Origin of the sequence: Citrobacter sp. RHB36-C18 (genome assembly GCF_013814485.1) — a bacterium.
Taxonomy (GTDB): domain Bacteria; phylum Pseudomonadota; class Gammaproteobacteria; order Enterobacterales; family Enterobacteriaceae; genus Citrobacter; species Citrobacter braakii.
Genome location: NZ_CP057125.1, coordinates 3518420 through 3531758, shown reverse-complemented (window position 1 = coordinate 3531758; position 13339 = coordinate 3518420). Strand labels below are relative to the sequence as shown.

Genomic DNA, 13339 nt, shown 5'->3' with positions numbered 1-13339 from the left:
CCGATACATCTTTTGATTTGAGTCAATTTTGCGTGGTCAATAAATGCTGAAATGTGATCTGAATCGGATATAACAATGTGAATTAAAAGGATTTGTGCATCGCTGTGATGGTGGGAAATGCGCGGGGTTCTTGGGTAAAGGATTACGGCAATGTGGGCTATAATGTGGCTCAGTACCAACAAGATCAGCGGGGGAAATGTGAATATTAGCGATGTTGCGAAAAAAACCGGTTTAACCAGCAAAGCGATACGCTTTTACGAAGAAAAGGGGTTAGTGACGCCGCCGCTGCGTAGCGAAAATGGCTATCGCACATACAACCAACAGCATCTGAATGAGCTTACGCTGTTACGACAGGCACGACAGGTTGGTTTTAACCTGGAAGAGTGCGGCGAGTTGGTGAACCTGTTTAACGATCCGGCGCGTCACAGCGCAGATGTGAAAAAGCGTACGTTAGAAAAGGTGGCGGACATTGAGCGCCATATCAGCGAGCTGCAGGCTATGCGCTTGCATTTGTTGGCGCTGGCGGAGAGTTGCCCTGGCGATGACAGCGCCGAATGCCCGATTATTGATAATCTTTCCGGCTGCTGCCACCATAAAGCGAAGGCTTAACGGAGTGGCGGATTAAGCATAAACACCACCGTGCCGCGGTACCACGGTGATTTCTCAAGCTGTGCTTCAGCCTGCAGGTCCCGGCTACCGTTTTGTACCAGCCCCAGCTTAAATGGAATGCGCAGACGACTGAGGGCGGGCAGATACGCCTGATAATTTGGTACCGTGTGACGTCCCTGATAGCTCTGGACCACCAGTTCATCGACCGCCAGCGCGTTCAGCGTGGCGACGTCGCCCGTTTTTGCCCAATCCAGTAGTCCGGTTACGCCAAGTGCAAACTCGGTCGGTAGCCGTTGGCGTAACTGCTGCAGAAAGTAGGCGTAATCGGCAAGCTGATGGGTCGCCGCGTCAAAATCAACCTGCAGGCCGATGACGTGATTCCCGGCCGCCTGCCAGCGTTGCATCAAGCGTATGATGCGCGCCGGGATCTCCTCCGGTACGTCGAGTGTGGTAAAGCGCACGGTCAACCAGATAGAGGGGAAAGTCAGGCGATTAACCGGCAGTCCTAGACGCTGGAACACCACGTTACCTGAACGTACCAGGACTTCGCCCTGATGCAGATAGACTGTTTGTGCGTTTTTCAGCTCGTCACTGGCCTTCACTCCGGACCATAGCCAGAAGGCCGGATGTTCACGGGCGGCGACGATCTCCGCCGCCTGTGCCTGGCCGAGCAGTAGCGCAGTTACCAGTAGTATTTGAGTTTTTGCGCCCACGGACTTCCCGGATACTGCGTTTTCAGTTGGGTGAACCAGCCTTTACGCTGTAGTTTATCCACTTCCTCACCGCCGCACTCGTTAGAGCCTGAAGGCGCATAGCACATGATGGCGCGATACAGCGCAAAGCTCTTATCTTCAACCTCTGCTTTTGGCGATGTGATCACCTGCTGGTAGTAGCTTTGCCTGTCGAACTGGCCGAACGGTTTCTTGCGCGAGATTGCTGATTCAAGCACATCGTTGCCGGAACTGTTTTTCCATAAATCAACGTGGGTTTGCGTAGTGCGGAAAAATTCGCCTAAGCAGTTCAGGGCGTGGGCATCATGCGCTTGTTTGCTCAGAACCGTTACCGTTTCATTGAGACTGCGACAGGTATAACCGCTCTCGGCAGAGTCTCCGTTCCAGTCGAAAATACTCAGATTAACGTCATCAAACGCTTCGCCAATGACCGGCGGCGTAATGGCGCTGGCCAGTTTTCTGTCATTCAGCCAGTCGTCAAAGCGATGCTCAGTGAGATCCCGCACCAGCAGCGTATGCAGGGCGATGGTACGCTCTTCGTTATTAGGACCGTGGACGGCTTGCTGGCGCAGTAGTTCAGGCGTGGCCTGGGTTTTCAGCACCTGCGAGCGAAAGCGCAGGTTAGTTACTGCGCTTTCTGGGGCGAAAATTGCCGCCACGTCGCCGCTATAAACCAGCGTCGCGGCTAGCTTAGCCTGCACATACTGCTGCTGTTCATTGTCCTGGCTGAGCTTCAGCAATGTCTGCCAGAAATCACGTGCCGTGGTCCATTTCTGCTGGCCCATCAGCGCTTCGCCGTACAGCACCTGTTCGCTGAAGGCCAGCGTATCATGGGCCGGAAGTTTCTGCGCCGGAGTAACTGCCGAAATAATCGCCGCGTAGTTGCCCGTTGCCAGCCACAGATTCAGCTGCAGATCGCGCCATAGCGGCAGTTTTTGGCTCTGCTCAAACACCGGTTTGCTGGCGTCAAGCTGGGCCTGCGTCAGCGTTGGTTTGTTGTTGTTATTCAGGCGCAATGCGCGCAGCAGTTCGATATAGCTGACAAGCGGCGCATCGGGGAAAGCCTCCACCACGGACTGTTCGTAGAACGCCATGCCGTAGACATTATCGTATTCGATGACGATCTCACGCAGTTGCTGTGCGTCAGCCGACTGCTGGAGCGTCTGCTCATACAACCCCGCCAATTGCGGCCACGCCTGTAAATACCAGTTGATACGACGCAGCATACCGTGCGAGGAAGCGGCGTACAGGCCTTGCGGGTAGTGTTGCAGATAGGCTTGCGCCAGCGTCTGAGCCTGAGAAGCGTCCTCGCGGTTAATTTTTGTGATATCAAAATCGCCGTACTCGCCCACGCTGTTCTGGCTGCTTTTGTTCAACGCCGCTCGTATCAGCATGTATTGCGCGGTCTCAGCCAGCCACGGACGATCGCTTTTGGCTAGCTGAGCGAAATCCTGTTCGGCGCTGGCATAATCACCGGCATAAAAACTGGCGGCCGCTGCCAGATAGCTTTTGTAGGACTGAGCTGGAGAATCTGCCGGGAGAGTGGCAAGCGATGACTCAATCTGCTCGCGGGTTGCCCCGGATAACAGTCCTGTGCGCGCCTGGGCCAGGGCCTGACGCTGATTTGCCGTTAACGTTGAGTCGGCCAGCAGTGCGGCAAAAAACGCGCTGACGCTCGCGGTATTGTTCGAAACATGACGGTTCTCAAGCTCAGCGTCGTTGACGTTTATTTCGTCTGCGCTAATGTTCAGTTCGGCTATCTGTCGGGACAGGGGGCTGTCTTCGGCAGATACCTGCGCTGCGGCTGGCTGCGGGGCAATGTCATCCCACTGCGGATGATACGCAAAATAGAAATCGCGGGAGCGGGTGATGTCCGCCGGCATCGACTGCACCGGCAGAGCAAATGATTTCTCCTGGCTCAGCAGCCGCAGCAGGTTATCACGGCTGTCGTTTTCCGGATTGAAGGTGGGCGAGCCTTTCAGCAGGCAGCTGTCGTCGCTCCATTTGCAGTCTTCCATATCGAAAGAGGCGAATACCTGCGGGGCGGCGACCAATAATGAGCAAAGGGCAAAGGCAAGGGGTGTCTTCCTGACCATAGTCTTATTTCCTGTCTTTTCAGTGTGATACCGCTGTAATAATCAGGGTAATTCCCTCAACGGCAATGACTTCAACCTGCGTTCCGGCGCTCAAATCGTCGCGGGCGCTGACGGGCCATGAGCTGTCGCCGACGCGCATATGTCCGCGGCCATTGACCAGGGCAGTTTCCAGAATAAATCGACGGCCAACCAACTGTTGCCCGCGCTGGTTAAGATGGCTGTCGGCGGTTTTCTGATCTTGTACACGCCTTGCCAGCCACTTCCACCACAGCCAGGCCGCCAGCAGGGTGAGTACGGCGAACATCGCCCCCTGCCACGCCCAGTCAAGCGGGATAAGCCACACCACCAGGCCGATAATCACCGCCGCCACGCCGCTCCACAGCAGATAGCCGTTACCGCCCAGCATCTCGGCGGCGAGTAGTAGACCGCCGAGGCTGAGCCAGAAGATGTGCGGGTGCACCAGAATCATCGCTATCATGATTTTTTCCGTTCGCTGGCGCTGTCTTTCACCAGTTCGGCGATCCCGGCAATGGACCCCATCAGGCTGCTGGCATCCAGCGGCATCATCACCACTTTGCTGTTATTCGACGAACCGATGTGCTGCAGCGCTTCGGTGTATTTCTGCGCCACGAAGTAGTTCACGGCCTGAATATCCCCGGCGGCAATGGCCTCCGAAACCATCTGCGTCGCGCGGGCCTCGGCTTCTGCGGAACGTTCACGCGCTTCAGCCTGTAAAAATGCCGACTGGCGTTCACCTTCCGCTTTGAGGATTTTCGACTGTTTCTCACCTTCGGCCTTGACGATTTCTGCCTGACGGATCCCTTCCGCTTCAAGAATATAGGCGCGCTTGGTACGTTCGGCTTTCATCTGCGCGTTCATGGCGTCGATAAGTTCCGCCGGCGGACGCACATCGCGGATTTCAATACGGGTGATTTTGATGCCCCAGGGATTCGTGGCCTCATCAACGATATGCAGCAGGCGCGTGTTGATGTTGTCGCGCTGGGAGAGCATTTCATCGAGTTCCATCGAGCCGAGAACGGTACGAATGTTGGTCATGGTCAGGTTGATGATCGCCAGTTCCAGGTTGCTGACCTCATAAGCCGCTTTTGGCGCGTCGATCACCTGAATAAAGCAGACGGCATCGATCGCGACATTGGCGTTGTCTTTGGAGATGACTTCCTGAGAGGGGATATCAAGCACCTGTTCCATCATGTTGATCTTACGACCGATGCGGTCCATGAACGGTACAACAAGGTTTAAACCCGGTTGCAGGGTTTTGGTGTAACGGCCAAAACGCTCGACCGTCCACTGATATCCCTGCGGGACGATTTTGACGCCAGCACCGACGATGACCAGCGCGACAAAAATGAGAATAGGAATAAAAATGAGCATTGATGAAACCTCCTGTTGTGTTGTCCTTTACTGCCTCATTAGTCAAATTATACCCGATTTATCAGGGTGGGCTCCCCTATAATAAATTACAGGGATAGACTGTCTGCACGAAAGAGGTAAAAAAGGGATTGGTAATGGAAGAAAGCAGCATTCTGCTTCAGTTAAAAAATGTCGCATGGCAGGCAGGGGCGACGCAGGTTCTCAATAACATCTGTTTTAATCTCCGGGCCGGAGAATTTAAGCTGATTACCGGCCAGTCTGGTTGCGGTAAAAGTACGTTACTCAAGATAGTGGCGTCATTAATTAGCCCGACTGCCGGTGAAATTCTCTTTGAGGGCAAGGAGATAAACACTCTTAAGCCTGAAACATATCGCCAGCAGGTTTCTTATTGTGCGCAAACGCCCGCGTTGTTTGGTGACACCGTTTACGACAACCTCATTTTCCCCTGGCAAATCCGCGATAAACGTCCGGATCCGGATGTGTTTCTTGCCGATCTGGCCCGTTTTGAGCTACCCGAAACGATCCTCAAAAAAAACATCAATGAGCTGTCTGGCGGCGAAAAGCAACGCGTCTCATTAATTCGTAATTTACAGTTTCTGCCAAAAATCCTGCTGCTTGATGAAATTACCAGCGCGCTGGATGAAGCCAATAAACGGAATGTGAACGAATTAATTCACCACTATGTTCGCGATAAGAATATTGCTGTGCTGTGGGTGACGCACGACAAAGATGAAATTAATCATGCGGATAATGTCATAACCCTTCAACCGCACGCCGGGGAAATGCAGGAAGTAAGTAATGAACGAGCATAATATTACCAATGAATCACTGGCGTTAGCGATGATGCTGGTGGTGGTCGCGATACTGATCAGCAACAAAGAAAAACTGGCGCTGGAAAAAGATATTCTCTGGAGCGTTTGCCGGGCGGTGGTTCAGCTTATTATCGTTGGCTATGTGCTGAAATATATTTTCGGCGTTAACCACAGCATTCTGACCTTATTGATGGTGCTGTTTATCTGTTTCAACGCGGCTTATAACGCGCAAAAGCGCAGTAAATATATTGATAAAGCTTTTCTCTCGTCATTTATCGCCATCACGGCGGGGGCGGGGTTAACGCTGGCGGTGCTGGTTCTGTCAGGCTCTATCGAGTTTACCCCAATGCAGGTGATCCCAATTTCCGGCATGATTGCAGGCAATGCGATGGTTGCGGTAGGGCTGTGTTACAACAATCTGGGGCAGCGGTTTAACAGCGAACAGCAGCAAATTCAGGAAAAACTCAGCCTCGGTGCGACGCCGAAAGTGGCCTCCGCGCCGCTGATTCGCGACAGTATTCGCGCTTCGCTGATCCCGACGATCGATTCAGCGAAGACCGTGGGACTGGTGAGTTTACCGGGGATGATGTCCGGGTTGATCTTTGCAGGTATTGATCCGGTAAAAGCGATTAAGTATCAGATTATGGTGACGTTTATGCTGCTTTCGACCGCCAGTCTGTCAACCATTATCGCCTGCTACCTGACCTATCGGAAGTTCTATAATTCACGTCACCAACTGGTGGTGACGCATTTGAAAAAAAACTAATGGAGTACCGGATGGCGCGGGCCTACGGGGAGATTGTAGGCCCGATTAGCGCAAGCGCCATCAGGCAAATGCAGCGGATTAGTACAACAGCGCGTACAGCTGGCGGCGGTATTTCGAGGCCAGCGCATCGCCGGTGCCCAGTGCGGCAAGGATCTCCTGGAAGGTTTTACGCGCCTGACCGTCGGCTGCAGTGAGATCTTTCTTCAGGTGACTGAACAGCAATTCCAGCGATTCCTCGTTACGTCCAACCTGGTGTAACTGAATGGCCAGTTGAGTTGCCAGCGCCGCATCCTGTGGATTGCTGGCGACCTGCTGCTGCAACTGTTGGATTTCAGGCGTATCAGCCGCCTGCTTCAGCAGTTCGATCTGTGCCACCAGGCCCTGATAACGGGTGTCCTGATCCTGCAACGGGATAGTTTTCAGCACCGCTTCGGCTTCGTCTGAACGGTTCAGGGCGATTTGCGTTTCCGCCAACAGCAGGCCAATTTCGCTGCTCTGGTTGGAGATCTGCCAGGCTTCTTTCAGCAGCGGCAGCGCATCAGCGTGATTGCCGGCTTCGATGAACTCGATCGCCTGGCGCGCTTTCAACTCTTCTTCGCTCGGTAACACTTTCTCCAGTAGCGCGCGAATAACTTCTTCCGGCTGCGGGCCCTGGAATCCATCTACCGGCTGACCGTTCTGGAACAAATAAACCGTGGGGATCGCGCGCAGACCAAACTGGGAGGCGATCATCTGCTCGGCGTCGCAGTCTAACTTGGCGAGAATAAACTGACCGTTGTACTGAGCAACAAGGCTCTCCAGTACCGGCGTTAATTGCAGACAATGCTGGCTGCGCTCAGACCAAAAATAGAACAGGACCGGCGTGGTCATCGACTGTTCAAGGGTCTGCTGGAGGTTCGATTCGTTAATGTTAACAATATTCTGTGTGGACATGGAGTTACTCTCTTTTGTCGATTTCTTGTTACATGGGGGCTGACGCGCGTGCTTCAACTCAACCCTGTAAAATTTTGTCCATTATGCGGCCTGGCAACAGGCGCTTCAGTAGCATAACTGCCCAGGTCACCAGCGTAACCGGATAACGCAGCTTTGGTTTGTCGCTCTCAAACGCATGACGCACTTTGGCGACAACCGCTTGTGGCCCCAGCGTAAAACGCGCGGCAATTCCGGGGTTTTCCACGGGAGCATCGCTCTGGGTCTGGTTGACGTTTTCGGTAAAGCGGGTGCGAATAGGGCCAGGCTCAATCAGGCTGACCTTAATCCCGCTGTGGCGCAGCTCCATACGCAGCGCGTCGGACCAGGCTTCCAGCGCATATTTGCTGGCGGCATAGGCCCCGCGCCCCGGCGTTGAGATCAATCCCATTACCGACGAGGTCATCACAATTCGTCCTTCGCCGTGGGGTAGCATGGCAGGTAACAGGCGCATGGTAAGCTGATGTGCGCCAAAGAAGTTGGCGGAAAACTGCTGTTCCATCTGCTCGCGGCTGATGGTGGGCAATGGGCCATAGACGCCGTATCCGGCGTTGTTAAAGATCCCATACAAACGATTATCGGTCAGGGCGATCACCGCATCAGCCGCGCGATCTACGCTCTCGGGTGAATCCAGATCCAGCAATATGCCGGTGAATCCCATGCTGTTCATACGCGCCACATCGTCAGGTTTGCGACAGCCTGCCAGAATTTGAAAACCCTGGCGCTTTAGCTCAAGCGCGCTTTCCAGACCGATTCCGCTGGAACATCCTGTTATTAAGACCGATTTTTGCATAACTTTACCTGTCAGGATCTCCGTTGTTTTACGAGTCGTGATTTACTAGAGGAGTGAGATGTTGCGCCATCCAGTCGGCAATAAACGGCTGGGCGTCACGGTTAGGATGAATACCATCATCCTGCATCCACTGGGGTTTCAGATAAACCTCTTCCATAAAAAAGGGCAGCAGAGGTATATCAAACTCTTTGGCGAGTTTTGGATAAATCGCGCTAAAGCTTTCATTATAACGGCGACCGTAGTTTGCCGGCAGACGAATTTGCATCAGCAGCGGTTCGGCATTTGCTGCTTTCACATCCTGCAGAATGGTGCGCAGGGTTTGTTCGGTTTGCGCAGGCGCAAAACCGCGCAGACCGTCGTTGCCGCCAAGTTCGACCAGCACCCAGCGCGGCTGGTGCTGCTTCAGTAATGCAGGCAGACGGGCCAGACCCTGCTGCGAGGTGTCGCCGCTAATACTGGCATTCACCACCGGCGTTTTGGTTTGCCATTTATCATTAAGTAGCGCAGGCCACGCGGCGCTGGCGGACATACGGTATCCGGCGCTCAGGCTGTCACCCAGAATTAATAACGTGTCCGCTGCGGCGGCGCGGAAAGTTAACAGGACCAGGAACAGGAAAGGCCAATGCCAGCGGAAAACATTGTTGAAGTTCATCATCTTAAGAAATCCGTCGGTCAGGGTGATCATGAGCTATCCATCCTTACCGGAGTTGAACTGGTTGTCAAACGCGCCGAGACCATTGCGCTGATTGGCGAGTCGGGTTCAGGAAAATCCACACTGCTGGCGATCCTCGCCGGGCTGGACGATGGCACCAGCGGTGAAGTCAGCCTGGTGGGGCAGGCGCTGCACACCATGGATGAAGAAGCCCGGGCACAGCTGCGGGCGCGACACGTGGGTTTTGTCTTCCAGTCATTCATGTTAATTCCGACCCTAAACGCGCTGGAAAACGTCGAGTTGCCCGCGTTGTTGCGCGGCGAAAACAGCGGAAAAAGTCGCGACGGGGCAAAAACGTTGCTGGAGCAACTGGGGCTGGGAAAACGTCTTGATCATCTTCCGGCCCAGCTTTCCGGTGGGGAGCAGCAGCGCGTAGCGCTGGCGCGGGCGTTTAACGGTCGTCCTGACGTACTGTTTGCCGATGAACCGACGGGCAATCTGGACCGCCAGACCGGAGACAAAATCGCCGACCTGCTGTTTTCTCTGAACCGGGAACATGGCACCACCCTGATTCTGGTGACCCATGATTCTCAACTGGCGGCGCGTTGCGATCGGCGTTTACGCCTGGTGAACGGACAGTTGCAGGAGGAGGCATGATTGCACGCTGGTTCTGGCGCGAATGGCGCTCGCCTTCATTACTGATTGTCTGGCTGGCGCTGAGCCTGGCCGTGGCCTGCGTGCTGGCGCTGGGCAATATCAGCGATCGTATGGAAAAAGGGTTGAGCCAGCAAAGCCGTGAGTTTATGGCGGGAGATCGGTCGCTACAAAGTTCGCGTACCGTGCCGAAAGCGTGGATTGACGAGGCGCGACAGCGTGGCCTGAAAGTGGGCGAACAGCTGACCTTTGCCACTATGACCTTTGCCCGGGATACGCCGCAGTTGGCGAACGTCAAAGCGGTGGATGATGTGTATCCGATGTATGGCACGTTGCAAACCAATCCGCCGGGACTGAAACCTCAGCCAGGCTCGGTGCTGCTGGCTCCGCGTCTGATGGCGTTGCTGAACTTAAAAATCGGTGATTCCATCGACGTTGGCGATGCCACGCTGCGCATCGCCGGGGAAGTGGTACAGGAGCCGGACGCCGGTTTTAATCCGTTCCAGATAGCGCCGCGCCTGATGATGAACATGGCGGATGTCGAAAAAACGGCGGCGGTCCAGCCGGGGAGCCGGGTGACCTGGCGCTATAAATTTGGCGGGACACCGCAGCAACTGGAAGCCTATGAAAAATGGCTGCTCCCGCAGTTAAAGCCTGAACAGCGCTGGTATGGGCTGGAGCAGGATGAAGGGGCGCTGGGGAAATCACTGGAGCGTTCGCAACAGTTCCTGCTGCTGTCGGCGCTGCTAACCCTGCTGCTGGCGGTCGCTGCGGTTGCCGTGGCGATGAGCCATTACTGCCGCAGTCGTTACGATCTGGTGGCTATTCTGAAAACCCTTGGCGCGGGCAGAGCACAGTTGCGCAGGCTGATTGTTGGTCAATGGCTGATGGTGCTGGTGCTGTCTGGCGTGACCGGAGGGTTATTCGGGCTGTTGTTTGAACGCGTGCTGGTGGTATTACTTAAGCCGGTACTGCCCGGCGAACTGCCGCCTGCCAGTCCCTGGCCGTGGCTATGGGCATTAGGCACCATGACGGTCATTTCTCTGCTGGTGGGGTTACGCCCTTACCGTTTGCTGCTGGCGACTCAGCCACTCCGGGTACTGCGCCGTGACGTGGTGGCAAACGTCTGGCCGCTGAAGTTTTATTTGCCGGTGGTATTGATAGTCGTGATTGCCCTGCTCGCCGGACTGATGGGCGGAAGCCCGCTGCTGTGGGCCGTGCTGGCCGGAGCGGTAGTGCTGGCGCTTTTGTGCGGGGTGCTCGGCTGGATGCTGCTCAACGTGCTGCGTGGCCTGACGCTCACCTCGCTGCCGCTGCGTTTAGCGGTCAGTCGGCTGTTGCGCCAGCCGTGGTCAACGCTCAGTCAGCTGTCGGCATTTTCGCTTTCCTTTATGTTGCTGGCGCTGCTGCTGGTACTGCGTGGCGACCTGCTCGACCGCTGGCAGCAGCAAATGCCGCCGGAAAGCCCGAACTATTTTCTCATCAACATTGCCACCGAACAGGTGGTTCCACTCAAGGCTTTCCTGGCTGAGCATCAGGTGATCCCGGAATCGTTCTATCCGATTGTGCGGGCGCGTTTGACGGCTATCAATGAGAAGCCGACCGAAGGCAATCATGATGAGGCGCTGAACCGTGAGCTTAATCTGACCTGGCAGGATACCCGACCGGATCATAACCCGATCGTTGCCGGAAGCTGGCCGCCAAAAGCGGGCGAAGTCTCGATGGAAGAGGGGCTGGCGAAACGGCTGAACGTCAAGCTTGGCGATCGGGTGACCTTTATGGGCGATACCCAGGATTTCAGCGCCACGGTCAGCAGTCTGCGCAAAGTGGACTGGGAAAGCCTGCGCCCCAACTTCTTCTTTATCTTTCCCTCCGGCGCGCTGGACGCTCAGCCGCAAAGCTGGTTAACCAGCTTTCGCTGGGAGAACGGCAACGGCATGCTGACGCAGCTTAACCGCGAATTCCCGACTATCAGCCTGCTGGATATTGGCGCAATCCTCAAACAGGTGAGCCAGGTGCTGGAGCAGGTGAGCCGGGCACTGGAGGTGATGGTGGTGCTGGTTACCGCTTGCGGTATGTTGCTGCTATTGGCGCAGGTCCAGGTCGGAATGCGTCAGCGTCATCAGGAACTGGTGGTCTGGCGCACGCTGGGCGCGGGTAAGAAGCTGCTGCGTACCACGCTATGGTGCGAGTTCGCCATGCTCGGGATGGTCGCTGGACTGGTGGCTGCCATCGGCGCGGAAACCGCACTGGCGGTGCTGCAAACCCGAGTGTTTGATTTTCCGTGGGAGCCAGACTGGCGACTGTGGGTCGTGTTGCCGCTTTGTGGGGCATTGTTGCTCTCGTTATGCGGCGGATGGCTCGGTTCACGTCTGCTAAAAGGCAAAGCGCTGTTCCGTCAATTCAGTAGTTAATTTATATTCGTGATGATTACGCACCGGTTTTTTAAATCGGTGCGTTTTTTTATCTATGTAGCACAAATTGATAACTCATTGATATTTAACAGCACAGAACAATAAAAACCCGACAACACGAGTGTATTAATAAACGTTAATATTTGTATGCTGAATAATTGGCAGGCTATCTATCAAGGTACAAATAATGACTATAAAAAAAACGGCGCTGGCGGTATCGATCGGCGCAGCAGTGGCAATAACGACGTTCGCCTCCCAGGCGGAAATCACGGTCCTGAAACAAGATCCACAGGCGGGCAACCCGCTGAGCCGTCTTAACTTCACCGTTGGCGGGAGTATTCGTCCGCAGTTCCAGAATATGGCCGGTGATGATGGTAAGAATGGCTACAAACGTAATGGTTTCGACGGCGGGACGCGTTTCCGCTTCGCCGCTGATTACTATCTGTTTGATGACATCAGTTGGGTGAGTTATTACGAGCTGGGCGTAAACTTCCCGGCAATGTTCAACTGGGATAATCACTATGCTAACGGCGCCAACGATACCACGCGTCGTATGTTGTACACCGGTCTGAAGAGCGCGACCTGGGGTACGCTGACCTTCGGTCAACAGAACAGCATTTACTATGATGTGGTTGGTGCGAAAACGGATATCTGGGACTACGACATGATCGGTCAGGCACCAGGTAACGGTATCAATGGCGACTATGACGGTTCCTATCGTACGCGTAAATCACTGAAGTATAAGAAAACGGTTGGCGATGTTGATCTCTACGCATCTTATCTGTTCAGCGATGATTACAACCCGAACAACGGTCTGCGCTACAAGCGTAAAGGCGGTGGCTCGCTGGGTGTGGATTATCACATCACTGATGACCTGACCTGGGGTACGGCGTGGAACTACACCCGCGCGGAAATGCGTGGCGACACCAGCAAAACCTACGATCAAAACATCGTCGGTACCGCGCTGAGCTGGAAACCGGACAACTGGACCTTCTCGATGGGCGGCGGTTGGTATCAAAACTTCATGACCACCAAAAAAGTCTCTGTTAACGATTACTTTGCCGGTGATGCCTGGGGTCTGGAATACTTTGCGGGTTACACCTTCCCGGTTGGTCAGTATGCGCTGAAATCCGTTCAACCCTACGTTATGGGCGACCGTATTGAATACGTGAATGGTCGTAACTACCTGCGTACCGACAATGGTGTGGGTATCAGCTTCCAGCTGGACTACGGTTTCCGTGTGGATTACGAACACGTCTTCACCTCCAGCACCGACAATCTGGGTGATATGAACCTGGTTCGTCTGCGTTACGATTTCTAAGTCAATTTCCCTGCCAAAACCGGGTAACCAGAAGGTTATCCGGTTTTTTACTATCCTTTGCTGAAAAACATATTAGTACCTTCAACGTACATTCAACGACATATCCCGCAACATCATGAAATAATTTCAA

General features: G+C 54.4%; 13 protein-coding genes. 6 read left to right on the top strand and 7 right to left on the bottom strand.

Annotated features, from left to right (window positions below):
* The first annotated feature begins 198 nt into the window (after positions 1-198).
* Positions 199-609 (top strand): Cu(I)-responsive transcriptional regulator, encoded by a 411-nt coding sequence (gene cueR, locus HVZ52_RS16950; RefSeq protein ID WP_029139441.1) that lies wholly within the window; start codon positions 199-201, stop codon positions 607-609.
* Here cueR and HVZ52_RS16945 read toward each other — a convergent pair.
* The 4 genes from HVZ52_RS16945 to HVZ52_RS16930 are packed head-to-tail and all read right to left on the bottom strand — an operon-like array spanning position 606 to position 4828.
* On the bottom strand, positions 606-1322 hold the full coding sequence (locus HVZ52_RS16945; RefSeq protein WP_181598500.1) for a DUF3142 domain-containing protein: 717 nt from the start codon (positions 1320-1322) through the stop codon (positions 606-608). The two genes, cueR and HVZ52_RS16945, sit on opposite strands and share 4 nt — an antisense overlap.
* Entirely contained in the window at positions 1292-3436 is a 2145-nt protein-coding gene (locus HVZ52_RS16940) for a hypothetical protein (protein WP_181598499.1), read from the bottom strand. The genes HVZ52_RS16945 and HVZ52_RS16940 overlap by 31 nt, the downstream gene beginning before the upstream one ends.
* 19 nt (positions 3437-3455) lie before the next feature.
* Positions 3456-3914, bottom strand: coding sequence for an NfeD family protein (locus tag HVZ52_RS16935; RefSeq protein ID WP_181598498.1), 459 nt, complete (start codon positions 3912-3914; stop codon positions 3456-3458).
* Positions 3911-4828 carry an SPFH domain-containing protein gene (locus HVZ52_RS16930; RefSeq protein ID WP_016152106.1) on the bottom strand — a complete coding sequence of 306 codons (918 nt, stop codon included), beginning with the start codon at positions 4826-4828 and terminating at the stop codon, positions 3911-3913. The genes HVZ52_RS16935 and HVZ52_RS16930 overlap by 4 nt, the downstream gene beginning before the upstream one ends.
* Positions 4829-4962: 134 nt before the next feature.
* On the opposite strand from HVZ52_RS16930, the gene fetA reads away from it, so the two are divergent.
* Both fetA and fetB read left to right on the top strand, forming a co-directional pair.
* Positions 4963-5640: an iron ABC transporter ATP-binding protein FetA gene (gene fetA / locus HVZ52_RS16925; RefSeq protein ID WP_019076194.1), complete on the top strand. Its 678-nt coding sequence runs from the start codon at positions 4963-4965 to the stop codon at positions 5638-5640.
* On the top strand, positions 5627-6406 hold the full coding sequence (gene fetB, locus HVZ52_RS16920; protein WP_016155894.1) for an iron export ABC transporter permease subunit FetB: 780 nt from the start codon (positions 5627-5629) through the stop codon (positions 6404-6406). Before fetA ends, fetB begins: the two co-directional genes overlap by 14 nt.
* 78 nt (positions 6407-6484) lie before the next feature.
* Here fetB and HVZ52_RS16915 read toward each other — a convergent pair whose 3' ends face one another.
* Genes HVZ52_RS16915 through tesA form a run of 3 tightly spaced genes read right to left on the bottom strand, consistent with a single transcriptional unit; the run spans position 6485 to position 8823 of the window.
* The gene (locus HVZ52_RS16915; RefSeq protein ID WP_016152110.1) at positions 6485-7339 is read right to left on the bottom strand and encodes a co-chaperone YbbN; all 855 of its coding nucleotides are present in this window, start codon (positions 7337-7339) and stop codon (positions 6485-6487) included.
* 58 nt (positions 7340-7397) lie between these two features.
* Complete coding sequence (locus HVZ52_RS16910; protein WP_153690655.1) at positions 7398-8168, bottom strand: SDR family oxidoreductase; 771 nt, start codon at positions 8166-8168, stop codon at positions 7398-7400.
* Positions 8169-8196: 28 nt separating this feature from the next.
* Positions 8197-8823 (bottom strand): multifunctional acyl-CoA thioesterase I/protease I/lysophospholipase L1, encoded by a 627-nt coding sequence (gene tesA / locus HVZ52_RS16905; protein WP_085951033.1) that lies wholly within the window; start codon positions 8821-8823, stop codon positions 8197-8199.
* On the opposite strand from tesA, the gene ybbA reads away from it, so the two are divergent.
* From ybbA to HVZ52_RS16890, 3 genes are all read left to right on the top strand, one after another.
* Positions 8791-9477 carry a putative ABC transporter ATP-binding protein YbbA gene (gene ybbA / locus HVZ52_RS16900; protein WP_016152113.1) on the top strand — a complete coding sequence of 229 codons (687 nt, stop codon included), beginning with the start codon at positions 8791-8793 and terminating at the stop codon, positions 9475-9477. The two genes, tesA and ybbA, sit on opposite strands and share 33 nt — an antisense overlap.
* Positions 9474-11888, top strand: coding sequence for a putative ABC transporter permease subunit YbbP (gene ybbP / locus HVZ52_RS16895; protein ID WP_016152114.1), 2415 nt, complete (start codon positions 9474-9476; stop codon positions 11886-11888). The genes ybbA and ybbP overlap by 4 nt, the downstream gene beginning before the upstream one ends.
* 187 nt (positions 11889-12075) lie before the next feature.
* Complete coding sequence (locus HVZ52_RS16890) at positions 12076-13209, top strand: porin (RefSeq protein ID WP_053389383.1); 1134 nt, start codon at positions 12076-12078, stop codon at positions 13207-13209.
* Positions 13210-13339 lie beyond the last annotated feature (130 nt).

Bases quoted from the DNA above. Each gene is read 5' to 3' on its own strand.
- HVZ52_RS16930 (WP_016152106.1), bottom strand. From the start codon at position 4,828: ATGCTCATTTTTATTCCTATTCTCATTTTTGTCGCGCTGGTCATCGTC.
- HVZ52_RS16915 (WP_016152110.1), bottom strand. From the start codon at position 7,339: ATGTCCACACAGAATATTGTTAACATTAACGAATCGAACCTCCAGCAG.
- fetB (WP_016155894.1), top strand. From the start codon at position 5,627: ATGAACGAGCATAATATTACCAATGAATCACTGGCGTTAGCGATGATG.
- tesA (WP_085951033.1), bottom strand. From the start codon at position 8,823: ATGATGAACTTCAACAATGTTTTCCGCTGGCATTGGCCTTTCCTGTTC.
- ybbA (WP_016152113.1), top strand. From the start codon at position 8,791: ATGCCAGCGGAAAACATTGTTGAAGTTCATCATCTTAAGAAATCCGTC.
- HVZ52_RS16910 (WP_153690655.1), bottom strand. From the start codon at position 8,168: ATGCAAAAATCGGTCTTAATAACAGGATGTTCCAGCGGAATCGGTCTG.
- HVZ52_RS16890 (WP_053389383.1), top strand. From the start codon at position 12,076: ATGACTATAAAAAAAACGGCGCTGGCGGTATCGATCGGCGCAGCAGTG.
- fetA (WP_019076194.1), top strand. From the start codon at position 4,963: ATGGAAGAAAGCAGCATTCTGCTTCAGTTAAAAAATGTCGCATGGCAG.
- HVZ52_RS16940 (WP_181598499.1), bottom strand. From the start codon at position 3,436: ATGGTCAGGAAGACACCCCTTGCCTTTGCCCTTTGCTCATTATTGGTC.
- ybbP (WP_016152114.1), top strand. From the start codon at position 9,474: ATGATTGCACGCTGGTTCTGGCGCGAATGGCGCTCGCCTTCATTACTG.
- HVZ52_RS16935 (WP_181598498.1), bottom strand. From the start codon at position 3,914: ATGATAGCGATGATTCTGGTGCACCCGCACATCTTCTGGCTCAGCCTC.